This window comes from Nocardia sp. NPDC127606, assembly GCF_042671725.1.
In the GTDB taxonomy this organism is placed as follows: Bacteria; Actinomycetota; Actinomycetes; order Mycobacteriales; family Mycobacteriaceae; genus Nocardia.
Genome location: NZ_JBHXWQ010000007.1, coordinates 233,142 through 256,025 on the forward strand (window position 1 = coordinate 233,142; position 22,884 = coordinate 256,025).

Genomic DNA, 22,884 nt, shown 5'->3' on the forward strand with positions numbered 1-22,884 from the left:
CGAGACCAGTGTCGGCGATTCTATGCCAACACCGCCGACAGCTGCGATGTCGCCCGGGAGCGAATGCTCGATTACGGCTGTGTCGGCGACGGCTTGCTCGGCGGTGGTGACAACACCGCAGGCCGCACCGCACCCCGGCATGGGAGCGGTTACGAACTCGGGCTCTGTTGTGTCGTGTCACGTCGCGGACGCCCCGGCAGGAACGCCGCGAGGGCGAGGCCAAGCAGCGCCGCTCCGGCCGCGATCAGGAATGCGGTGCGGAAGCCGTCCAGCGTGGGTATCTCGGTGTTGCCCATCCGCTGCGCCGTGCTTGCGAGGACGACACCGACGACGGCGCTGGACATCGACGTGCCGATGGAACGCATCAGCGAGTTCAGCCCGTTGGCCACGCCCGATTCCGACGGGTCGACAGCGCCGAGGATGAGCGCTGGCATCGCCGAGTAGGCGACGCCTACGCCGCTGCCCGCGAGGACGGCGACGAGCACGATCTGCCACACGGAGCCCAGCAGCATCGTCCCCGCCAGATATGCGACAGCGAGCAGCGCGAGCCCCGTCATCAGCGCGACCTTGGGCCCGCGCGCGGCTGACAGCCGGGCGGAGAGCGGGGAGACAATCATCATTGCGAAGCCCATGGATGCCGCGCAGACGCCGGTGGTGACCATGGACATCCCCAGCCCGTAACCGGTGGATTTGGGCAGCTGTAGCAGCTGCGGCAGGACGAGTGTCACCGCGAAGAACGCGAGGCCGACGGCGATCGCGGCCAGGTTGGTGAGAAGGATCTGACGCCGCGAGGCAGTGCGCAGGTTCAACAGCGGGTCCTTGGTGCGTAGTTCGAAGAGGCCCCAGAGCAGGAAGATCGCGACGGCGGCGGCGAAGAACCCCAGTGTGGTGGCGCTTGCCCAGCCCCAGTCGGCGCCCTTGGACACGGGCAGCAGCAGGGCGACGAGCCCGAGCGCGAGCCCGAGCGCGCCGATCACGTCGAAGCGTCCGGGGCTGCGCTGCGCGCTCTCGGGAACGACAGCGAAGATCGCGGCCATGGCCACCGCACCTAGCGCGGCAGCGGCGAAGAACAGCCAGTGCCAGTCGACGTTCTGGGCGATGATCGCGGCCAGCGGTATGGCTAGCGCGCCACCGACGCCCAGAGAGCTACTCATCAGCGCCATGGCCGATCCGTGCCGCTCAGATGGCAATTCGTCCCGAATGAGGCCGATGCCGAGCGGTATCGCGCCCAACGCGAAGCCCTGCACGGCGCGGCCCACGACCATCAGCATGAGGTCCGAGGTGAATCCGGAGATCAGCGAGCCCACCACCATCAGCCCGAGGCTGACGAGGACAAGGCGGCGCTTGCCGTAGAGGTCGCCGAGCCGCCCCAACACCGGAGTGGCGATGGCACTGGACAGCAGCGACGCGGTGATCACCCAGGCGGCGTTGGACGCCGTGGTGTCCAGCAGACGCGGGAGATCGGCGACGACGGGGACGAGCAGGGTCTGCATAACCGCGACGACGATGCCGCTGAATGCGAGGACGGGCACGAGCCCGCTTTTTGCGGGAGTCCCGGCGGCCGGATGGATCGATGCCGACACTGCCGCGTCACCTGGGGGCAGCTGGTCTTCACGGAAAGTGCCACGGTCGGTGGCCAGAAAGGCTTGCTTCATGCGCGGGGGTCCTCGGGGGTGTGATGCGAATGGTCGGTCGCTCTGCTCTTTGCCGCTGCCGGCGGCGATGTCGGCCAGTTCGTCGAGCGAGCGTTTCATCGTCGGGTGGGCCTATGAATGGCCGCGGAAGTTGGCGTTCTACGGCAGGTGGCGCCTGCCGTCAGGTGGCTTGGGTGTGCATGCCGGAGAACGCTGGTGGTAGCTGAGGGCTCGGGTCGTCCGAGCCTGACTCTGCGGCGGTGAGGTGGGCGAGAAGGTCGGTGTGGTCGTCGACAGTTCCGGTCTGCCGTCCAGGCGGCGCTCTGTCGGTGCTGTCCGGGACCTCGAGGCCGAAGGCCGTGGCGAGATTGGCCCAGGTCGAGTTCGAAGCGGTTGGTACGACGGACGAGGGCGAGGAGCTCGCAGCTGGTTGTCCGGCAAGACCAGCACCTGCGGCGACGTCAGCGAGTGCGAGGCGATTGCCCAGACGGTGGTGCCATGCGCGGCGTCCCATCCATGGAGGTGATCGCAGCGACCAAGGAGGCGGCAGCGGCCATGGCGTGTCGCGGAACGCCTGCGGTGTCGGGCGGCTGGCGGTGCCGGAGGCCGCGATGGTGGCAGGCGGCGTGGTGGTCACGGCCGGGCCTGCTCGGAGACGCGCGGGTCGAGGCCGTACTGCTCATGGGCGCCGAGGTTCTCACGCAGCGTGGGGCCTTCGTAGTCCTCGTGGAACAGGCCGCGTTCCTGCAGTATCGGGACGACCTGGTCGACAAAGGCGTCGAAACCGTCGTGGAAGCCGTCCAGCGCGATCGAGAAGCCGTCGCAGGCCCCCGCCTCGAACCATTCCTGCATGTGGTCGGCCACGTCGGTGGCGGTGCCGGCGATCACCGGGTGGTAGTCGATCACCCCGTGGGCCAGCACATCGCGCAGACTCCAGCCTTCCCGGGCCACTTCGAGGGCGCGGGCCGAGCGCGGGTCGTGCGGGCTGGGCACGGCGTCGGCCAACTGCTGCGTGGTCAGCGGCTCGTCGAGCTGGTCAGGGTCGAGCGGGAGGCCGATCATGGTGCCGAGGTAACGGACGCGCTGGCCCAGGTCGACGACCTCGTCGAGGAAGCGGCGCCGCTGCAGAGCGTCCCCGCGGGAGGAGGCGATGGTCGGCATGAAGCCGGCGAGCATCTTTACCTCGTCCGGGTCGCGACCGGCGCGCTTGGCGGCGTCCCGCAGAGCCTGGCGTTGTGCCTGGGCGTCCTCGATGGTGTACGGGTTGGCGTAGACCCCGCTGGCGTAACGGCCCGCGATCTCGAGGCCGTAATCGCCGCCGCCCGCCTGGAAGATGACCGGCTGGCCCTGCTCGGACGGGGGGATGGGCAGTGGGCCGCGAGAGGCGACGTGGCGGCCCTGCAGGCCGACCGGCCGGATCTTGTCCATGTCGGCGTACCGCTTGTTCTCGACGTCGAGCAGCAAGGCGTCTTTTTCCCAGCTACCCCACAACGCTTGCACGATCTGGATGACCTCGTGGGCGCGCTCGTACTTCTCCGCGCGCGGCGGGATCCGGCTGCCGAAGTTCGCTGCGGCGGCTGGGGTGGAGGTTGTCACTGCGTTCCAGCCGGCGCGGCCGTGGCTGATGACGTCCAAGGCCTTGAACTGGCGGGCGAGGTTGTATGGCTCGGTGAAAGTGGTGGAGGCGGTGGTGACCAGGCCGATCCGCTTGGTCTCGCGGGCGAGGACGGTCAGCAGCAGCAGCGGCTCGATGGCCTGGCGCGGAGCGTGGTGGGTGAGGTCCATATCCAGGACCGGGGTGTCGGCGATGAACAGCAGCTGGACTTTGCCGCGCTCGGCGGTCTGTGCGTACCGCACGAACTGGTCCATGTCCGTGTAGCTGTTCAGGTTCGCGCCCGGCAGCCGCCAGGCTCCGGGCTCGGCCCCGTAACCGCCGCTGAACTGCATTCCCAGAACCATCTGTCGGCTTGTCATTGTTGCTCCTCCAAGCGAGGCGAGAAAAGCGGAGGCGACCTCCGATTGTCTTCTCCAAATTACGGAGGCATCCTCCGAATTGTCAAGGGCGGGATCTGGCGAGGGTCAGGAGGGCGGCAACGAAGGCGTGGGCGCGGGCTCCTGGTCCAGTCGGCCGAGTGGCAGCCACCCACGCGCTGGGTGGGCGGCAGCGGGCGGACGGATTATTGACCGTCGAGGACGCCAGGAGTGTTGTGAGGACCATGCTCTGCTGGAGCGGGATGCGTGTGCTGCCGAACGCGTTCACCGGTGCCGCGGGGTCGGCCGTACCGAAGGAGATGCCGAACGGCAGCTTGAGATCCTCGGGAACGTCCAGGACCGCGTGGACGGTGTCGGCATCGATCTCGAGGGGGCGGGCATGAATTTGCCGGGGGCCGCGCGAGGTCGGTGAAGAGGGATGCTGTGCCGGACAAGGCGTTTCATTTCCATGGCGCGCAGTCGCCGTCATCGTGGCCGGGCATGGGGCAATTGGCCTTGCCGGGAGTGCCGCCGTCGTAAGGTCAGCTGAAGGGCGCACCTTGCCAAAGCCGACAACGTGCCGATGCCAGCAGGGCTGCGACCGCGCGCGGGGAGACTGAGCGCTGTTCGTGTTCGCTCGTAGGTGTTCTGACGCGCCGCCAATGCCGCCTTCATGCTGTTTCGCGCATGAGGGCGGCGGGCGGGTCGGCGGTGGGTCGCGCGATTTCATCTCCGCTACGTCCTCCAGGATGGCTGTCGCTGGGAGGGCACGAAGTGCTCCGGGACGCTGCCGTGAAGACGCTGTCGCCGACGCAGGAGTCTGTCGTCAGTCCCGGATTCCTGCTACCTCTACCTCGATAGCTTCGATCCGGCCTGTGGCATCCATGCCATTGACGAGGCGCGTGGGGCTTGTGTCCGAGATGAGCAGGTAGAGGGTCTTCATCTCCGGTCCGCCGAGTACCGCATCCACCGCGAAAGTGCCGCCGTCGGGATATGTCGCGGTGTCCGGGTCTATCCGGATGACGTCGGTGACCTCGCCTCCTTCGCGGACACGCCGAAATTCACCGATCCACGGGAAAGCCGCCCAGACCGCACCCTCGCTGTCGATGGCGATGCCATCGATGGCCTCTGTATCCGGTGACCGGAATTCAGCGAACACGCGCTGGTCTGTCAGCGCACCGTCGTCGGTCACGGTGAACGCGGTGAGTCTGGTCCGTGGCGCCCGAAACGATTCCGCGACGACCAGAGTGCGTCCATTGCCTGAGATGGCGATGCCGTTGGGGAATATGAGGTCCTTGCCGCCCGTCTCGATTCGGCCATCGGGATGGCGGATGATCAAACCCACGCCGATGGGATCGGTTCCGAAAACGTAGCCCTGCGGACCGATGTACGCGCGGCCCTCTCGGTCCACGGCCATGTCATTGGGATGGAACGCGACCGGAGCGAGGTCGGCGAGTTCCTCCAACTCGTTGCTTCCCACGCGCAGCAGTCGGCCATCGTCGATGGAAACAACCATCGGTGCCCCGTCGGGACCGAAACCGAGACCCGAGGGGCGCCCAGGCACATCGGCGACAACCTCGAGTGGTTCGCCGGGGAACAGGCGATTGATCTTGCACCGGGTCATGTCCGAGAACCACAGCGCCCCACGATGCCAACGGGCGGCCTCGAGGTAGCCGAGATCACCCTGCGCCACAATGCGGCGAGCGTCAGCGGGCAGGACCCTTGGCGAATGACTCATAAATATCCTCCTTGATAGAAATTGCGGTTTCGGGCATTGTCGGATCACTGAGTGAGCCGCGGCGCCCGGCGATTTAGGCCTTCTCATCCCGCTCGCGATAGCCGCTCGCGAGGAGCGTGCGGAGCCGGTCGAGCGACTGCTCGTTGGCGCCGTTGCTTTTGATCCAGGCAATGGAACAGGCCGCGAGGAACAGGTCATACCCCCGAATCGACGTGCGCACGTGCCCTGCGCTCTGCGCGGCTTTCACGTACTTGTCGGTGGCGGAGATGAAGATGTCGCAGGGGATCCTGAGCGGGTCGTCTGGAGCCTGGGCCTGGGCCGCGGCCATGAGCGGGTCCGAGAGCCCGCTGAAGGTGCTGAAGTACTCCTCCATCGCCCGCAGCCACTGCTCCAACACCTCGTCGGCATCGCTCAACTGATCAATCTCGGCTTGGCGGGCCACCAGCTCCTCGGAACATGTCTGCAAACTCTGGAGTACCGCCGCCAGCAGCGCCTCCCGAGTGGGGAAGTGCCGGTACAGGGTGCCGGGCCCCAAGCCCGCCTCCCTAGCTACCGCGTCGAGGGAGGTGCCGACCCCGTTCCGTAGGAAATGGCGCTGCGCGGTTTCGAGCAGGGCTGCGCGGTTGCGCTGGACGTCCGCACGGGGCTTGCGCACTCGCTGTTCACCGGCGTTCATGCACCCTCCTGCCTCTGGCAGTCCCGCGCTCGCATAGAAACGGATGCTGCCTCCGAATGGGTTCGAGCATAAAGCGGAGGTGGCATCCGGTCAAATAGGCGGGTCGATCACTGCTTTCTGTTGGGCACGGTCTCGGTTGCGGCTGGACGGCCGCTTTGCTGGGAGCTCAGGCCGGTATTGTGGGGGAGCCTCGCTGATGTGCCTGCGCGGTCTGCGCTTCTCCTTGAGTAGGGACACCTGGAGAAGTTGAGTAGGGACACCTGGAGACGGGACTCAAGGAATCGGAGCTAGCGTCAGGCGGGCAGCGTTTGTGTGCCTGGGTCACTGATACGTGAGCTGTGAACCGGCGCTTAGGGCGTGTGGGATGAGCGTGATCAGTCGGTCAACAGGCATCGTTGGGTATCAGTCCGAACGCTTGCGGGCGTAGAACCTTCAGGATCAATGCGTTGACGCCTTCGACGCATTCCATCGAGGACGGCCACGGTGCCGACGCGCGCGACCATCACGTCAGCGCCGACCTTGTCGCGGACATTGGGATGCGACGCATCCTGTTGCTGTCCAACAATCCCGACAAGCGCCGCGACCCTGGGGTTCATGACATGAGCCGGTGGTCGGTCCGTCGATCGGGGGCGCTGCTGGCGGCTCAGCCCGCGAAAACTCTCTCTTCTGTTGGCCGTGGCTCCCGCGGTGATCGCCGCAGCTGGGATGGCTGGCGTGGGGCCCTCGCGACGAGACGCCGACGCAATCTGACCTTTCCGCAAGAGGTTGTGGCTGAATCGCGGAGCCCGAGAGTGATCCCGCATAGGGATGCGTGGCGACCGCGTTGGCGAAGTGGTCCGGGACATGGGCGCATCGGCTCTGCGGTCGCGGCCTAGTCCAGCTTTTCGGTCGGCTCGACCAGTACTTCCATGGCCTGGTCGAGTAGTACGGACAGCGGCGTGGCTCCGTCGGTGGCGGTCCAGGCGTCGGTGGCGGCGTCGAGGCAGGAGAGTGCCGAGCCTACGAGGGCGTTGGCGCGCAGGTCGGCCGCGGATTCCGGGTCATCGCGGAGCCGGCGAGTGATCACGGGCACCAGCAGGCTGTGCCAGCCTTGCGTCTTCTCCCACTGACGGGTCATCAGGCCGCAGGCGTCATCGAGCAGTCGCATCAGATTCAGGAACGGCTGGCGCTCGTCAGCCATCGGCTGGGTGATCACGTCGAACGAACGCCGTAGCGCTTCCCAGGGACGTTCGTCGATGGGGCGGGCGGCGAGCGCAGCGGCGATCCGAGGGCCGAACTCACTCATTTTGCCGAGGATCAGTTCTTCCTTAGTGCCGAAGTATCGGAAGAAGGTGGTCCGCGACAACCCGGCCTCGGCGGCGATCTGTTCAACCGTTGTCTTGTCGAAGCCTTGTTCGGAGAAGAGCCGGAACGCTGTCTCGACGACCTCATCGCGCATCGCGGCTCGTGTCCGCTCCCGCAGTGTGGTAGGCGCGGCCCTGGATGTCTCGGCCATGTCGTGAGTCTAGTACAACTGAGCGCAAGTGGTACTCAATCCCATAATGGGATAGGATCTCTTTTGTTGTCTTAGTTTCCCTATCGAGGAGTACTTCTCATGAGCAAGATCTGGTTCATCACTGGTTCTTCGCGCGGCTTGGGTCGGCGATTCACGGAGGCGGCGCTGTCTCGCGGTGACAAGGTCGCGGCGACCGCTCGCAACATCGACGCGCTCGCCGACCTGGTGGCCGCCCATGGCGACGCGATCCTGCCGCTGTCCATGGACGTCACGGACAAAGCTGCCGTGACCGATTCCGTCCGGCAGGCACAAGAGCACTTCGGTCGCCTGGACGTCGTCGTCAATAACGCCGGATACGGCCTGTTCGGCATGGTCGAAGAGCTGACCGAGGACGACGTCCGCGCCCAGTTCGAGACGAACGTTTTCGGCACCCTGTGGGTCGTCCAGGCGGCACTGCCCTACCTGCGCGCTCAGGGCAGTGGCCACATCATCAACGTGACCAGCCTGCTCGCCCTCGCTGCCTTTCCCACTACGGGCGGCTATACCGCCACCAAGGCGGCAGTCGAAGGGCTTTCGGACTCCCTTGCCCAGGAAGTAGCAACCTTCGGTATCAAGGTGACAGTTCTTGAGCCTGGTCCCTTCGGCACCGAGTTCAACGCGTCCTCCGCCCATTCCGCACCGCTGTCGGCCTACGACAGCTACCGGGAGACGGTCCACGCCAGCTTCGCCGACGTCCCGAATCCCGACCCGGCGGGTGTCGGCGCCGCGCTGCTGAAAGTTGTCGACGCCGAAACCCCGCCGTCCCGGATCTTCTTCGGCACATTCCCCCTCCAGATCGTCCCGCAGCTCTACGCCGACCGGGTCAAGGGCTGGCAGGAATGGGCCGAGTTGTCCGCCGAGGCCGAGTCCGGCCAGAGGTAACCGTCCCGCCGAGCCCTGCAGCAGGCCACCTGATAATGGTGGGAGCGAACGCCTTCGGGTCTCGGAGTCGGTGCTCTCGCGAGGACCGCGCCCAGTAGCAGAAGCTCAGGAAAGGATGAGGATCGACGAGCTCTCGACGACTACCGGGATTCCGACCCGCATCGGTGAAAGCAGAACCCTTTAATGCCTGGGTGACGTCGAGTTCGGTCGCTATCTCTGCCAGCTCTGCAGTCTGTTTGTCGTCTCTGATGACGTCCTGCGCCGGAACACGTAGGACGAGGTCTTGCGAGGGGGCACTCGCAGCCATCCGCGACTGTCAGGGTCGGGTTTGAACGCATCCGGTAGGAGTTGGGCCCAAGCTCGACTAGATTGGTCAGCCCGAAGTGGGCAAGGACCTGTTCTTCGCCGACGTACGGGCTGCACATCGGAGTCTCCGCGCCACCGCCGCCCATAGATCGAACCGATCTCGTTGGTACAGGCGAAGGCGATCTGCGGTGAGGGACTCGATCCGGTGATGTCCTCGACCAGTGGGTCGCTGGTGGGCAACTCGGTGTTGATCCGGGAGGCCTACGGTGATGGCAGTTGTGACTGCCCACTCAAACGGCCGTAGGAGAGGCGGGCTGGATGCACAGCGAACGGATAGCCACTCCACTTGGGTACACCGAGTGCAAAAGGATTGCATTGCAACGCGATTGCTACGCTCTCTGCGGCGGGTGGGCGGTTTGGACCGCAGACCCTCGGCGCCCACTCTGCCTTCGTCTCGTGCGGCCCGCTGGCCATCCCTCCCGTCCGGGCAGGGACAGCCCGTCATTTTTCTCTGCTGGTGGCGGCAGCAACGGCGCGGAGCTCGCCGGTAGGTACGCCAGCGGGGTCATCGGCGCCGTGTTCACGATCGAGGATGCCCGCAACCAGCGCGAAGCGGCGCGCGGGGCAGGCCGCGATCCCGATGAGGTGAAGTTCTTCGCCGGCGTGTCGCCGGCCATCGGGGCGACCAAGCGGGAGGCGCTGGACCGTCGAGTGGCCCTCGGTGAGCTCACCGACCGCGCTCGAGCGCCATACCTGGGCGCCATGCAGAATCTGCCTGCGACGCTGAACGTCAGCAAACCTCGACGAGCCCCTCACGCCCGCGCAGTTGGCGGAGGCGAGGCGAGTCCCAGTCCCTTCGACCCGCGCATCGTGCGTGCGCTAGAGGTCGCCCGCGACGGTTGGACGATCCGAGACATCCTCGCCCACGGCGTTATCGACTCCACCCCACCCCCGTCGGTACTGCATCGGTGACAGCGGACCATCTGCAGGAGTGGTTCGAGGCGGGCGCTTGCGACGGTTTCTGGGTTTCCATCGACATCAACGAAGATGCGGGATCATCTCGGCGCGCCTGCGCAGTACGGACTCGACCTCCGGATCGGTGCTTCGAGAAAGTGACCGAACCCCGCCCATAGTAGGAGGGCACACCCTGAACGAAGCGGCTACGGTAGTCCTTCGACGGTGACCTTTCAGCTTCGCCCGGTGGGCGAGTGGTCTGGTCGGTGCCTAGGCGGGCGCCGGACATCTTGATTCGGTGGCCGACCCGTGGAGTTAACCCGCGGTCGGGCTTGAACAGCTCGTTCGGGCAGTGGGTGCAGCAACGTTGCCTCCGCAGTGAACGTCTCCCCGAGCGTGCGCGGCCGGGATCGATCCGGCGGTGGTTATCTGCGGCGTGCCCCGGAATCGACAATCTCGTTGGATTCCTCGATCGTGTCTACTTCCATATTGGAGCGAAGTGGTTTCTGGTCCTGGCTGACAGCGTCCGGTCTTGCTCGTCGACCGACCATTGATCGGTCAACCGGTGAACCATCGCCCGGTTCGAGCGGTCATCGGTAGAAGCGGTAGACCGGTTCGGCTACGCAGACCGGCTTGTTGACCGCGGTGCAGTGCACTGTTGCGCGAAGCGTGATCTGGACACCGCCAGCGATGTCTTCGACCGAGGTAACTTCGGCTTCCAGTCGGATCTTGGATCCGACTGGAACGGGTGCGGGGAATCGAACCTTGTTCAGGCCGTAGTTCACGGCCATCGAGGTCTGTCGGACAGTGAGAACTTGAAGGACCATGGCGGAAAGTAATGACAGCGTGAGGTAGCCGTGGGCGATAGGTGCGCCGAAGGGGCTTTCGGCGTTGGCGCGTGCGACGTCTATGTGGATCCATTGGTGGTCTTCTGTGGCGTCGGCGAAGGTTTTCACCCGGTCTTGGGTGATGTCGAACCAGTCGCTGCTTTCGAGTTGCTGCCCGAGAAGGCGGTGGAGGGCGTCGACGTCGTCGATCGTGGTGGGCATGGTTACCTGCTCTTAGAGAAGTGAAGTGATTAGCGGTGGGTAGGGGCGGACGGACGCCATCAGTCAAGTGATGGTGACGCTGACGTCGACCGCGAGCGACTGTCCTGTGACGTAACCGGCGGCATCCCAGGCCAGCCACACCAGTCTTGCGGTGCATTGGCTCGGGTGAGCGATGTAGGTGGCCACGGCAAGAGCGCGGCTTCCGCCCCGCGAACCAATGCAACTGTGTCATCGAGCTTGTCGACGCGGCGCGCCGTGAGCGCGTCGGCCTCGGCGAAAGCGACGCTCAGTCCAGACGACGCCCCGGTGACGATGGCGACCCAGTCGTCAAGACGGAATTTGTCGAGCACACTCATGTGCAATGTCTCCTGGTCAGAACCAACCGGGATTCATGTCGAGAATGGTGCGGTCCAGGCTTGCCAGCAGATCGAGTTGCGGTGCGACCTTGGGCAGCTCATGGCGATAGAAGTAGCGGGCGGCGTGCCGTTTGCCGTCGTAGAAGTCGCCGTCCTTGCCGCCGATGGCAATGAGCTGTTCGAGCCACATCCACGCGATCACCGTATGCCCGACCGCCTCCAGGTACACCGACGAGTTCGCTAACGTTGTCGTCGTGTCGCCTGCCGACCACAGTCTCGCGGTGACCTCGATGATCCGGTTCCACACGACATCGAGTTCGGCCGCGTAGCGGGCGGTGTCGCCGCCGACCGCTCGGCCCTGTTCGATGGTCGCGGTAACTTTCGATCCGAGCAGTGAGAATCCGGCACCGTCCTGCATGGTGACCTTGCGGCCCAATAGATCCAGTCCTTGAACGCCGTGCGTGCCTTCGTGTATTGGATTCAACCGGTTGTCGCGGTAGTACTGTTCGACGTCGTAGTCGCGGGTGTAGCCGTATCCTCCGTGAATCTGGATCGCGAGGCTGTTGGCCTCGAGGCACCATTGCGACGGCCAGCTCTTCGCGATCGGGGTCAGGACGTCGAGGAGCAATGTTGCTTCCTCGACCGTCGCCGTGTGCTCCGCGGTATCCCGCTCGTCGACCAACCGTGAGCAGTAGAGGCCGAGCGCGAGAGCGCCTTCGACATAGGATTTCTGTGCCAGCAGCATTCGGCGGACATCGGCGTGTTCGATGATCGATACCGGCCGAGAGGATGGGTCCTTCGCTCCGAGCGGGCGGCCCTGGGTTCGGACCTTTGCATACTCGAGCGACTTCAGGTAACCAACGTAGCCGAGGGCGATCGCGAGGAATCCGACACCGATCCGGGCCTCGTTCATCATATGGAACATATGCGATAGGCCACGATATTCCTGCCCCACGAGGAACCCCACTGCTCCGGATTGCCCTGCTGGGGAATGTGTTCCGTCACCGAATGCGAGCAGCGTGTTGGTAGTGCCACGATTGCCCATCTTGTGGTTGAGGCCCATCAGCGTGACATCGTTGCGCTCACCGATGCCCCCGTCGGCACCGGGGAGGAACTTCGGGACGATGAACAGCGAGATGCCCTTGACCCCGGGACCGCCACCCGGGGTCTTCGCCAGCACCAGGTGCACGATGTTCTCGGTGAGCTCATGGTCGCCTCCCGAGATCCACATCTTCGTGCCGGTCAATCGGTAGCTACCGTCGTGCTGTGGCACCGCCCGAGTGGTGATGTCCGCTAGCGATGATCCTGCCTGGGGTTCCGACAGGCACATCGTACCGAAGTACCGGCCCTCGAGCATCGGACGGACGTAGTCGTCGACCTGCTGTTCGGTGCCGTAGGCTGCGATCAAATTGGCGTTGGCGATCGTCAGGAATGGGTATGCGGCTGTGCCGGCATTGGCGGCTTGGAACCAGGCCATCGCCGCCCGTGCCACCGTGGTGGGCAGTTGCATGCCTCCGACGCTCTCGTCGAATTGCCCCGCGATCAGTCCCGCCGACGCATAGACGTCCAGCGCCGCCTTGACCTCGTCGATCATTTCGACGGTGCCGTCGGGGCGCATGGCGGGCTCGTGCGCGTCGGACTTCTTGTTGTGCGTGGCGAAGTGCTTGTGCGCGATATCCGCACTCAGGTCGAGCACCGCGTCGAATGTGTCTTTCGAGTGTTCGGTGAAACGTTTTCGTGAGGTCAGTGAGAGGATGTCGAGCCATTCGTAGAGCATGAAGTCGAGGTCGCGCCGAGAGAGGACGTCGGTCATTGGTTCATCCGTTCAGAAGGTGGTGTCAGATGGAGACGCCGCCGTCGACCGGAAGGACGACGCCGGTGATGTAACCGGCTTCCTCGGAAGACAGGAAGCAGATGGCATCGGCCATCTCGGACGGGTCGGCGAACCGCGAGATCGGCCCGGTCAGTTCGGTAATCTTCTCCTTCGGGATCGAGGCGGTCATTCGGGTGGCGGCGTTCGGCGAGATCGCGTTGACAGTGACACCGAACGCCGCCAGTTCCTTCGCGGCGGTCTTGGTGAATCCGATGATCCCGGCCTTGGCGGTTGCGTAGTTGGCCTGGCCGCGGTTGCCGTGCAGTCCGGTGTAGGAGGTGATGTTGACGACTCGCCCGAATTCTTGCTTCCGGAAGTGCGGTACACATGCCCTGGTGAAGCGAAAGGTGCCCCCGGCGTGCACGTTCAGGACCGAGTCCCAATCGTCGTCGGTCAGCTTCCAAAGCACCTTGTCGCGCAGGATGCCGGCATTGTTGATGAGGATATCGATCCGCCCGGTTTCGGCGATGACCGTCGAAACGACGTTCTCGATGTCTCCGGTGCTGCTGACGTCGGCAGGGATACCGATTGCGCCGACCTCACGGGCAGCCTTGTCGAGTTCGTCCTTGTCGAAGTCCACCATGAACACCGTTGCTTTGGCCTCGGCGAAGTGCCGTGCCAGGGCTTGCCCGATGCCGCGGGCGGCGCCGGTGACGATGACTGATTTGCCGGTGAAGTCGTACGTGATGTTGCCCATTGATGTTTTCTTCTCTTGTCAGTTGAGGAGTTCGAGGATCATCGCCATGCCCTGTCCGCCTCCGACGCACATTGTTTCGAGGCCGAACTGCTTGTCATGGGTGGTCAGGTTGTTGAGCAAAGTCGCGGTGATGCGGGCGCCGGCTACGCCGAACGGGTGACTGAGGGCGATTGCCGCTTCTCCATCAGACTCGCGGGGCCATTCTCCGGGTGGACGTCCAGCGTGTGGTCCATCCGCATCTGCTTTGTCCGCAGGTACTGCAGGTTCTCCGCGTTGGGTGAGATGATGATCGGCTCGCGGGAGGCGATCTCCAGGCCGTGGCCCGACAGGCCGCGGTACTTTGCGGGGTTGTTCGTCATCAGGCCGATTCGACCGACTCCGAGATCGGCGAGGATACGCGCGCCGATGCCGTAGTCGCGGTCGTCGACCGGCAGGCCCTGGGCAAGGTTGGCGTCGACGGTGTCCAGCCCCGCATCCTGCAGCGTGTAGGCCCGCAGCTTGTGCGAGAGCCCCACGCCGCGGCCTTCGTGCCCGCGCAAATACACTACGACGCCGCGGCCGGCTGCGGCGATGCGAGCCATGGCCGCGTCGAGTTGCTCCCCGCAGTCGCACCGCATCGAGCCGAAGACGTCGCCGGTCAGGCACTCTGAGTGCACGCGGGTGAGCACGGGCGACGGGTCGCCCGTGCGCTGGTCAACGTTGCCGAGGACCAGCGCGACGTGCTCGGTGCCGTCGATTACCGAGTCGTAGCACACCGCCGTGAAGGTCCCGTGCGGTGTCGGAACCCGGCCACTCGAGCGCCGCCGGACGAGAGAGTCCTGGTGGCTCCGATACTGGATGATGTCGGCCACCGACAGCATCGGCAGGTCGTGCTCGTCGGCCATCCGATGCAGATCGGGACGCCGCGCCATCGTGCCGTCGTCGTTCATCACTTCAGCCAGGACCCCGACGGGCTCGAGCCCAGCCAGGCGGCAGAGGTCCACCGTGGACTCGGTGTGACCGGCGCGGCGAAGCACTCCGCCATCCCGCGCCACCAAGGGAAACACGTGGCCGGGCCGGGTGAGGTCGGTGGGCCTGGTGCCTGGATCGACCAGTGCCCGTGCGGTCTTCGCGCGGTCCGAACTGGACACGCCGGTGGTCGTGCCCTCGCGCACGTCCACGGATACGGTGAAGGCGGTGCCTCGGGGATCGCTGCCTTCGCTCACCATGAGCGGCAGTCGGAGTTCTTCGGCGCGCTCCTGAGGTAGCGCTACACAGAGCAGACCGGTGGTGTGCCTGATCATGAAGGCCATCGCCTCGGGCGTGGCGTGCTCAGCGGCCATGATGAGATCGCCCTCGTTCTCCCGGTCCTCGTCGTCGACCACCAGGATCAGCCGACCCGCGCGTAGGGCGGTAAGGGCCGCTTCGACGCGCAGGTGTCCAGCTTCCCGCGCCTTGCTCAGGGTTTCGGTTGACATCCTTGGTACCACTTTCTGAATATGTAAGGCATGCAATGGATCCGGGACGAACGTGAAAGCGACCTGTCCCATGCTCCCGTGGGTTCAACGCGGCCGATGCATCATCTCCGCAGGGTCGGTGGTGAGCGGCCCTCGCTGAATCCCGCGCTGGGTCACGATCGGATCGACGTCGCTGTTGTCAGAGCAGGTGCGGTTGACGGCTCGCAGGTTTAAGAGCGCCTGAGGCGCCTCCTCGCCGCGCTCCACGCAGGCCTGAGCGCGAGCGGCTTGACTCCGATCGGCATCCTTGAGACGAAAGAACGTCTCGTGGTTGTAGTAGTCGGCGCTATACGCGTACCTACTTTTGACCGGCCGGATCTCCTCGATGACCGGGAGTTGCTCGATGGCGCTCAGGGCGAGCGGTGTGGACATTGTCTCGGTTCCTCTCGATCCCAGCTCCGGCGGAGCGGCCTGGGCGGTGACTGCTGACTGCTGACTGGCGCGTGAGGCTGGTCTATCACCGGATCGGGGCACCGTCAAGGTGTTGTGGAATCGGATTCATACATCTATGGTATCGTATTCAAGGATCAAATGGTGTGACGTGTGACACTCGGAATGAGTCGGGCCCGTCGTCCGCGAAGCGAAGGTGAGAGACATTGCCAGCGAAAGCGGTGAGACCGTTGGGGGTCGCGGTTGAAGCTGTCCGCTTTGCCACCAATATGCGGGGGAGTGGGACCCTTGCCGATGTCGAAGGCAAGGTGTTGGGCAGAGAGTCTGCGACTGGCTCAGCACGCGGATCGGATCGGATCGGCTTCGACACCGTTCGCCCCCGGTGGCACGCTTGCCTGCAACCGTCCGCGTCACGAACCTCCACCCGACGCTTGCGGCGAAAATGTCGCCACGGCCGACCACGCCCGATGATGCCCACACCGCCAACTCGCAGATACCCGAAGCGGTTTCGTGTTCGCGCCGTCACGCTCGCGGCGGTTGCGCGAAGAGGCCAAGCGATGTCCACGCTGGCGGCGATATCACTCCGTGCGTCTCAGAAAGGGAATGTGGAATGTCGGTAAGTGACGTAACTCCAAACGCTGCGTTGCCGCGGGTTGATGAGGACTTCGAGGGGCGGGGCCAGGGCATTACACAGCACGTTCGATTGTCGCGGCACAATGCGGTGCTTTTGATCGAGATGGTTCAGGAGCAGAATCGCAACGCGATGACGGCGGATATGAAGGCCGCCTTGGGTGAAGCATTCGCCCAGGCGTCGAGCCCCGAGGTCCGCAGCGTAGTGATCACGGGATCTGGTAAGGCGTTCTGTGCAGGCGGCGATATCAAGGCGATGCAGGAACCGCGGACTCGGGAGTCTGTTGAAGCGACGATGCGTCGCATCAACGAGACGTTGGTTCTGCCCCTGTTCGAGTTACCCAAGCCGACTTTCGCTGCGGTCAACGGGGTAGCGGCAGGTGCCGGAGTAGGCATCGCGCTTGCCTGCGACTTCCGCGTGGTTTCCGATAAGGCGGACTTCGTCTTCGCGTTCAGCCGTCTGGGGCTCGTCCCGGACTTCGCCCTGTCGTTCACTTTGCCCCGGCTTGTCGGTGGGGCACGAGCGAAAGAGCTTGCGCTTCTCAAAGGTCGGCTGACGGCCGAGGAGGCTGAGCGTTGGGGACTTGTCACCGAGTTGTGTGCGCCGGGCGTGGTCCTCGATCGCGCTATGGAGCTGGCCGCGCGGCTAGCTGCTGGCCCCACCGTCGCGCTGGGGTTCACCAAGCGGATGCTGGACCGAAGTCCCACGCTCGGGGTTCACGCGGCGCTGGAGCTCGAGGCGACAAGCCAATCTGCGGCGGCTGTGACCCGTGATCACGAGGTCGCGCGTCAGGCGTTTCTGCATCGGGACGGGGCACCGTCCTTTGAAGGCCGATGATGAAGGGTGTACAGGAAATTGAATATTGCGTCATCTAATAGCGCGCCGCTGGCCGGGTACCGCGTGCTGGACTTCTCTCAGTTGATCGCGGGGCCCGCAGCCGGTGTGATGCTTGCGGACCTCGGAGCCGAAGTCATCAAAATCGAGCGGCCTGCAGGCGAGCTCGGACGGACGGTGGGACCGGAAATCGGTGTGCCGGCCACGTTCGCCGCCTATAACCGCGGCAAGCGGGCGCTTGCCGTGGATATGTCCACGCCTGAGGGCCGCGAGGTCATCTCGAGGTTGGTCGCGACCAGCGATGTCCTGATACAGAATTTTCGTCCGGGGGTAATGGAGCGCCTCGGCTTCGGCTACGAGGCGTTGCACGCGGCGCATCCCAATCTGGTCTATGCGTCGTTGTCGGCCTACAACACGGATGGGCCGGGTCGCGATCGGCCGGGCACGGACGCAGTGCTACAGGCGGAGAGCGGTCTGATGGCGGTCACCGGTCCAGAGGACGGCGATCCCTACAAGGTGGGCGTCCAGATCATCGACGCCGGGACCGGCCTCGCGCTCGGTCAGGCGATCCTTGCCGCGCTGCTGCAACGCACGACGACTGGCGTCGGCGCGCATGTGCAGCTGTCGCTGTTCGAAGTAGGGACCTATCTCCAGAGCTCGGCATACGCGATTGCCTCCAGGTTCGGCAGCGAGCTCGAGCGTCCAGGAAACACTGCCGGCGCGTTGGGCGCGCCGACCGACTTGTTCCGTGTCGCCGACGGCTTCTTGATGGTGGTCGCCTACTTCCCGGACCAGTGGATCAAGCTGTGCAATCTGCTCGGTGTCCCAGAGCTCTGCGATGATCCCCGCTTCGTCACCAACGCGGATCGGATCGCACACAAAGAGGAACTCAAGCAGGTCCTCGCCCCAATCTTCGCTCCCCGGGGGCGAGACGAATGGGCCAGCACCCTCGCCGAGGCGGGGATCATCGCCGCGCCGGTCCGCTCCCACCTGGAGGTCGTCACCGATCCGGTGCTTCGCAGCCTCGGCGACTTTGCGGAGGTCGACAACGACATGACGGAACCGCACTGGCTGCCGGCAACCCCGTATCGATCGAGCACGTGGACACGAGTTGCGTCGTACCGACCGCCAGCTCTCGGAGAGGACACACTCGAGCTGCTGAACGAGCTCGGCTTCACACAGGATGAGGTGGATGTTCTCCAGAAGCGAGACGTCATCTACTCGTCGGTAAAGGCAGCGGTCTGATGCCGCGCACATTCGCGAGCATCGACGAGTTCGCTAGGCAGGTCGGCGCCGAGCTCGGAAGTGTCGATGGCCCGGTGATCACGCAGGCGATGATCGATGAGTTCGGGGCCATCACTGGCAGTGACGATTGGATCCACAGTGACCCGATTCGCGCTCGGGAGAGCCAGTTCGGCGGCACGATCGCACAGGCGGATCTGGTGCTGTCGATGATCCCGCGGCTGATGGACCGGATCTACAAGGTCGAAGGCGTCGCGGTCGGGCTCATCTACGGCAGCAATCGCGTGCGGTTCACCAGCCCGATCCCGGTCGACTCGAGGCTGCGGCTGCAGGCCTCGATGATCGACGCGGCCCCGAAGACGGGCGGAACCCAGGTGACACTCAAGGTGGTCGTCGAAGCCGAAGGCGTCGAGAAGCCCGTCGTTGTCGCCGAGGTCGTCTATTGGTATTCCAGCCAGCTGATCGAAGGGGAACGCAGGACACCTACAGGAGGCAGACCATGACGCTGGATGTCGGCAACATCAACTCCAGTCCGCGCGTCGAAGCGGGATCAGAACTCCAACACCTACAACGGTTGGTCGATTTGGACGCCATCCGTCAACTAGTCGCCATCTATCCGATCCTCGTCGACAGCCATGACCTGGAACATCTCGTAGCGCTGTTCACTGAGGACGCAACTTTCCACCGAGCTGGACATGTCCACATAGGTCGAGAGGAACTGCGCCGGTTCTACGCCCAGATCATGGCCACATATTCGATGGCGGCCCATGTCGGTCACCAGCACGTGGTGGACCTGGCGCCGGGCGCGGGTTTCGCCGTCGGTGTGCAGATGGGCCACGGCGAGCTCGAAATGGCGGGCCAACGGGTGGTGGCCGCCTACCGCTACGACGATGAGTATCGCTGTGTTGAGGGACAGTGGCTCTTCGCCCGCCGCGAAATGCGCTACCAGTACTTCTCTACCCACGAAGAGTTGGGACGGAGCCTGTCTGGTCGGCAGCGCGTTCGCGTGCCTGGTGCCGAGCCGCGGGACGCGGAGATTCCAGAAGATCTGTCGAGTTATCAGGCCGCGTTGGCGGCCCGCAGGGAGAAGGCGTAGTCGTGGAAGAGACTGTCACCGGTGCTGCTCGTCCAATCGACCGGGTCGTAGCGATGTTTCGCGATGTGCGGTCGGCCAGGGGTGGAGGGGTCCTGCAGGACGGACGCGAGGGCTTCGAAGCGTTGCTCGCCCGTCTGTCGATCCCCGGCGATGCCGAGATCTGGGCCGCCTCGGTGGGCGGCGTCGCGGGATACTGGGTCCGGGCGGCAGGTGCGGACGACGGACGTGTAGGCGTGATGCTGCATGGTGGCGGATACACCATGGGGTCGGCCAAGGGCTATCGCGCGTACGCCGCGCAGGTCTCCCGCGTGACCAATGCGCGGATCTTTGTCCCGGAGTACCGCCTGGCTCCGGAGCATCCGTTCCCGGCGGCCGTCGAGGATGCGCGCGCCGTCTTCGCCGCAGTCATGGACGAGGTGGGCCCGCCGTCATGTTTTGCCATCGGCGATTCCGCGGGTGGGGGACTTATTCTGAGCACTCTGTGGGAGTTGCACCGCGAAGGCGGGCAGTTACCTGAATGCCTTGTGCTCGTGTCGCCCCTAGTCGACCTGACAGTCACGAACGCCAGTTTCGACGAGCTCGCTGGCATCGACCCGATCGTCTCGCGCAACGGTACTCGAAGAAACGCGGCGATGTATCTGGCGGGGCGGGGACCCGATGATGCTCCGGCTGCGTTTCCGATGCAGTCAGCTCTTGATTGGCTTCCGCCTTGTCTACTGCTCGTGGGGAGCGCGGAGGTGTTGCGTGATGATTCGCGCAATCTCGCTCGCAAACTTGAGTACGAGGGAGTGCACGTCACCTATAGCGAGTACGAGGACATGGTGCATGTCTGGCCGTTGTTCTCGGAGTTCCTGCCCCAGGCGCAGGAGGCACTGCGGGAGATCGGTGCATTCGTAGGTGACCGGGTCGTCGGGGCGAGCTGAGGTTTGCGTTCACGCAGACCGGCTGCCCAGCTGTGCTCAGCTGCCGACATTGATGTTCGTACGCAAAGTAGTGGACCACGAAGGAGTAAGTAAATGAGTACCAAAGAGTCCGATATCGGCGCCGATACCTTCAGAAAAGTGCTCAGTCACTACCCGACGGGGGTCTCGGTAGTGTCGGGAAATTCCGCCGCCGAGGGACCGGTCGGGCTGGTGGTCGGTACGTTCACGTCGCTCAGCCTAGAGCCGGCGTTGGTGTCGTTCATGCCGGCGAAGTCGTCCACGAGTTGGCCCAAGATCCGCTCGTCGGGTGCCTTTTGTGTCAACGTCTTGGGCGTGCACCAAGCGGAGCTGTGCCGACAATTCTCGGTGAAAGGAGGCCGCAAGTTCGAAGGTGCAGATTGGAGGCCGGGGGCAACCGGCTCTCCTATTCTGAGTGGCTCAGTGGCGTGGGTGGACTGTGAGATCGAGCAGGTGTTCGATTCCGGCGATCATCAGATCGTTGTGGGGCGTGTAGTTGATCTTTCCGTTGAATCCGACGAGTTACCGATGACGTTTCTGCGCGGTGGCTATGCGCAGCTACACCTTCCGCAGCTGTCTCCAGTATCTGAGGCGAAGGCTGCCGCGGTGGAGATTGCGCCGGCCAGGTTGGCTGAGGAAGTAGCCGACCTCCTGAACCTCGACGCGTTCGAATCCCAGGCGTGGATCGAGAGCCGTGAACAAATCGTGGAGCGGCTCCTCATCGGATTCCTCGAGGTTCTCTTGGGTCGATTCGGTGGCGCCGTTGATGTGGAGGGGTCTCCCCAAGCGCAGCTTCAGTCGTTGATCACGATGTCATTGGAGTCTCTGCGCGACTATGCCGCTGCAGCCATATTGTTCCAGAGTGAACGCTCGGGCCTCGGTACTTCCTCGCGCGTCAGAGACCTCGAGCAGGAGTTTCGTAGACACTGGAAAGGCGTCATCGAGCGAGGCGTGAGTTCTGGCGCATTTGATCCGAGTATTGACCCGCGCATGGCGCAACAGTTCATCTGCGATGCGATCTTTTCCATCGCCCGGTGGTTCCACGACGGAGGGCGCCTCGAGCGCCACGAAGTCGAGGACCAGTACGCCAAATTCGCTATGAGCGTCGTGAGCCGCTGAACGCACGAATCTTCGCTCTGCGCTAGCTCGGCCAGAGGACGCACGGCATTCTCCGAGTCACCCGTGAACAGATTGACCGGCTCGAGGCGTTATTCGCCGACGACCTGCCTAAGTTAGGAACTGTATGACCGACGAAACGATGAAAGCGCTGCGCTACATCGGTCCCAGTAACGTCGCGTTGCAGGATGTCGCCTGCCCGTTGCCTGGTGACGGCGAGGTTCTGCTCCGGGTCGGTGCGGCAGGCGTCTGCCACAGCGACGTGCACGTCGCTCACGGTACCTCGTCCTTGCCGCACCTCGATGACCTTGCTCCCTTCACTCTCGGGCACGAGATTGCCGGAGTGGTCGTGGAGACGGGGCAGGTGTCTCTCCTTCCCTGTACGGAATGAGAGCAGCGGTCTACGCCCCGACAGGCTGCCTGGACTGCGCCAGCTGTGTGGACGGTGCTTGGAACTACTGCGATGCGCGTGATGATGCCTTTATCGCCGCCCTCGGGCGGGACGGCGGATTGGCGGAGTATGTCGCCGTCGATGCGCGGCGCCTCATCGATATCGGCGATCTCTCGTTCAATTGGCCGCGGTCGCGACTGATGCTAATCGTGTCTTTTGTCCTTGTGTGAGACGACCAGGGCTCGACCATTGTCCGCCGGAAAACCGGCGACCTTCACTGTTCGCTAGAAAAGGAAATAAGATGAGGAAATTCACTGCCGTATCGTCTGTGTTGATCGCGGCCTTCGGCGTGACCGCAGGTTTGGCTGGAGCTACACCGAATGCCGACCCCGCGGTGAACTTCACAGCAACGACATCCGAAACATCGACCATCATTTCTACCGATGGTGGATCATTGGGCGTCGAAAACGGTGTGTTCACAGTCCGATCGGCAGCCGGTGCGGTCCTGGCGGGAACTGAATTGTCTTTCCGCGTAGACGATTTCGTTTTTCCGATTGCCGCTGACGTAGCGGGACGGGTGGCGACCCTGACGCCGAAGTTCGACCGTGAGAGCGCGGTGTATCGGCCCGTCGCGCTGCCTTACGAGGACAAGGCACCCTGGAAGAGCGAATACGACCGTGAACAAGCCGCATGGAATCGGCTGACCAGCACTATCGGTGTGGGTGCGACGGTCGGGACCTTGGTCGGCGGGATCGGGGGCGCCGCAGTGGGCTGTGTGCTCGGCGGAATCGCCGGTGCGACAGTGGCAGCCGCGACGATCGTCGGCCTTTTCGGTCCGTTCATTCCGGCGGCGGCAGTGGGGTGTCTGGGCGGCATCGTCGCGATCGGCGCTCTTGGCACGGTGGCAGGTCAGCTGTTGGTGACCGCTCCGGTAGCGGTGATGGCGGCAGTGCAGTACTTCACCACCATCAATCAGCCCTACACTCCGGCGAAGTAGCCAAACACCGCCGCCGAGAGCCCTCTCGGCGGCGACCCGCTGCGTTCGGGACGCACGGTGGCATCGCCACATGTGCCCAT

Annotated in this window: 20 protein-coding genes and 3 pseudogenes; 11 read left to right on the forward strand and 12 right to left on the reverse strand. The window is 64.3% G+C overall.

Going from position 1 to position 22,884, the window contains the following annotated elements; translation table 11 throughout:
* Positions 1-149 precede the first annotated feature (149 nt).
* From ACFVJ5_RS27435 to ACFVJ5_RS27450, 4 genes are all read right to left on the reverse strand, one after another.
* Positions 150-1,655 (reverse strand): MFS transporter, encoded by a 1,506-nt coding sequence (locus tag ACFVJ5_RS27435; protein WP_379224348.1) that lies wholly within the window; start codon positions 1,653-1,655, stop codon positions 150-152.
* A gap of 612 nt (positions 1,656-2,267) precedes the next feature.
* The gene (locus ACFVJ5_RS27440; RefSeq protein WP_379224350.1) at positions 2,268-3,608 is read right to left on the reverse strand and encodes an NtaA/DmoA family FMN-dependent monooxygenase; all 1,341 of its coding nucleotides are present in this window, start codon (positions 3,606-3,608) and stop codon (positions 2,268-2,270) included.
* An 823-nt stretch (positions 3,609-4,431) separates the two neighbouring features.
* Positions 4,432-5,430, reverse strand: coding sequence for an SMP-30/gluconolactonase/LRE family protein (locus tag ACFVJ5_RS27445; RefSeq protein ID WP_379224352.1), 999 nt, complete (start codon positions 5,428-5,430; stop codon positions 4,432-4,434).
* Positions 5,417-6,019, reverse strand: a complete 603-nt coding sequence (locus ACFVJ5_RS27450) for a TetR/AcrR family transcriptional regulator (protein ID WP_379224353.1) — start codon at positions 6,017-6,019, stop codon at positions 5,417-5,419. Before ACFVJ5_RS27450 ends, ACFVJ5_RS27445 begins: the two co-directional genes overlap by 14 nt.
* A 446-nt stretch (positions 6,020-6,465) precedes the next feature.
* On the opposite strand from ACFVJ5_RS27450, the gene ACFVJ5_RS27455 reads away from it, so the two are divergent.
* Positions 6,466-6,894, forward strand: coding sequence for a hypothetical protein (locus tag ACFVJ5_RS27455; RefSeq protein WP_379224355.1), 429 nt, complete (start codon positions 6,466-6,468; stop codon positions 6,892-6,894).
* Here the strand turns inward: ACFVJ5_RS27455 and ACFVJ5_RS27460 are convergent.
* Complete coding sequence (locus tag ACFVJ5_RS27460) at positions 6,891-7,514, reverse strand: TetR/AcrR family transcriptional regulator (RefSeq protein WP_379224357.1); 624 nt, start codon at positions 7,512-7,514, stop codon at positions 6,891-6,893. The genes ACFVJ5_RS27455 and ACFVJ5_RS27460 overlap by 4 nt on opposite strands.
* Positions 7,515-7,613: 99 nt before the next feature.
* Between ACFVJ5_RS27460 and ACFVJ5_RS27465 the strand changes: the two genes are divergently transcribed.
* Both ACFVJ5_RS27465 and ACFVJ5_RS27470 read left to right on the forward strand, forming a co-directional pair.
* Positions 7,614-8,435, forward strand: a complete 822-nt coding sequence (locus ACFVJ5_RS27465) for an SDR family NAD(P)-dependent oxidoreductase (protein ID WP_379224359.1) — start codon at positions 7,614-7,616, stop codon at positions 8,433-8,435.
* A 624-nt stretch (positions 8,436-9,059) separates the two neighbouring features.
* The gene (locus ACFVJ5_RS27470; RefSeq protein WP_379224361.1) at positions 9,060-9,713 is read left to right on the forward strand and encodes an LLM class flavin-dependent oxidoreductase; all 654 of its coding nucleotides are present in this window, start codon (positions 9,060-9,062) and stop codon (positions 9,711-9,713) included.
* Between the two features lie 572 nt (positions 9,714-10,285).
* Here the strand turns inward: ACFVJ5_RS27470 and ACFVJ5_RS27475 are convergent.
* The 7 genes and pseudogenes from ACFVJ5_RS27475 to ACFVJ5_RS27505 form a co-directional block, all read right to left on the reverse strand.
* Positions 10,286-10,744 (reverse strand): MaoC family dehydratase, encoded by a 459-nt coding sequence (locus ACFVJ5_RS27475; protein ID WP_379224363.1) that lies wholly within the window; start codon positions 10,742-10,744, stop codon positions 10,286-10,288.
* 147 nt (positions 10,745-10,891) lie between these two features.
* Positions 10,892-11,100: pseudogene (locus tag ACFVJ5_RS27480) on the reverse strand (short-chain dehydrogenase); the annotation flags it as partial.
* 16 nt (positions 11,101-11,116) lie between these two features.
* Positions 11,117-12,913 carry an acyl-CoA dehydrogenase gene (locus ACFVJ5_RS27485; protein ID WP_379224364.1) on the reverse strand — a complete coding sequence of 599 codons (1,797 nt, stop codon included), beginning with the start codon at positions 12,911-12,913 and terminating at the stop codon, positions 11,117-11,119.
* A gap of 25 nt (positions 12,914-12,938) precedes the next feature.
* Positions 12,939-13,670 (reverse strand): SDR family NAD(P)-dependent oxidoreductase, encoded by a 732-nt coding sequence (locus ACFVJ5_RS27490; RefSeq protein WP_379224366.1) that lies wholly within the window; start codon positions 13,668-13,670, stop codon positions 12,939-12,941.
* A gap of 18 nt (positions 13,671-13,688) precedes the next feature.
* Positions 13,689-13,844: pseudogene (locus ACFVJ5_RS27495) on the reverse strand (acetyl-CoA C-acyltransferase); the annotation flags it as partial.
* Complete coding sequence (locus ACFVJ5_RS27500) at positions 13,814-15,127, reverse strand: bifunctional 3,4-dihydroxy-2-butanone-4-phosphate synthase/GTP cyclohydrolase II (protein ID WP_379224368.1); 1,314 nt, start codon at positions 15,125-15,127, stop codon at positions 13,814-13,816. The pseudogene ACFVJ5_RS27495 and the gene ACFVJ5_RS27500, both read right to left, overlap by 31 nt.
* A gap of 84 nt (positions 15,128-15,211) precedes the next feature.
* Positions 15,212-15,538 carry a hypothetical protein gene (locus ACFVJ5_RS27505; protein WP_379224370.1) on the reverse strand — a complete coding sequence of 109 codons (327 nt, stop codon included), beginning with the start codon at positions 15,536-15,538 and terminating at the stop codon, positions 15,212-15,214.
* 628 nt (positions 15,539-16,166) lie between these two features.
* Here ACFVJ5_RS27505 and ACFVJ5_RS27510 point away from each other — a divergent pair.
* The 8 genes and pseudogenes from ACFVJ5_RS27510 (at position 16,167) to ACFVJ5_RS27545 (ending at position 22,804) form a co-directional block, all read left to right on the forward strand.
* Entirely contained in the window at positions 16,167-17,024 is an 858-nt protein-coding gene (locus ACFVJ5_RS27510) for an enoyl-CoA hydratase/isomerase family protein (protein WP_379224372.1), read from the forward strand.
* Positions 17,025-17,030: 6 nt separating this feature from the next.
* A complete protein-coding gene (locus ACFVJ5_RS27515) occupies positions 17,031-18,266 on the forward strand; it encodes a CaiB/BaiF CoA transferase family protein (protein WP_379224373.1) in 1,236 nt (411 codons plus the stop codon).
* Entirely contained in the window at positions 18,266-18,766 is a 501-nt protein-coding gene (locus ACFVJ5_RS27520; RefSeq protein ID WP_379224375.1) for a MaoC family dehydratase, read from the forward strand. The genes ACFVJ5_RS27515 and ACFVJ5_RS27520 overlap by 1 nt, the downstream gene beginning before the upstream one ends.
* Entirely contained in the window at positions 18,763-19,359 is a 597-nt protein-coding gene (locus ACFVJ5_RS27525; RefSeq protein ID WP_379224377.1) for a nuclear transport factor 2 family protein, read from the forward strand. Before ACFVJ5_RS27520 ends, ACFVJ5_RS27525 begins: the two co-directional genes overlap by 4 nt.
* Positions 19,360-19,361: 2 nt before the next feature.
* Positions 19,362-20,282 (forward strand): alpha/beta hydrolase, encoded by a 921-nt coding sequence (locus tag ACFVJ5_RS27530; protein ID WP_379224379.1) that lies wholly within the window; start codon positions 19,362-19,364, stop codon positions 20,280-20,282.
* Positions 20,283-20,375: 93 nt separating this feature from the next.
* Positions 20,376-21,419: a flavin reductase gene (locus ACFVJ5_RS27535; RefSeq protein WP_379224381.1), complete on the forward strand. Its 1,044-nt coding sequence runs from the start codon at positions 20,376-20,378 to the stop codon at positions 21,417-21,419.
* Between the two features lie 139 nt (positions 21,420-21,558).
* Positions 21,559-22,037: pseudogene (locus ACFVJ5_RS27540) on the forward strand (alcohol dehydrogenase catalytic domain-containing protein).
* 71 nt (positions 22,038-22,108) lie between these two features.
* Positions 22,109-22,804: a hypothetical protein gene (locus ACFVJ5_RS27545; protein WP_379224566.1), complete on the forward strand. Its 696-nt coding sequence runs from the start codon at positions 22,109-22,111 to the stop codon at positions 22,802-22,804.
* Positions 22,805-22,884: the final 80 nt, after the last annotated feature.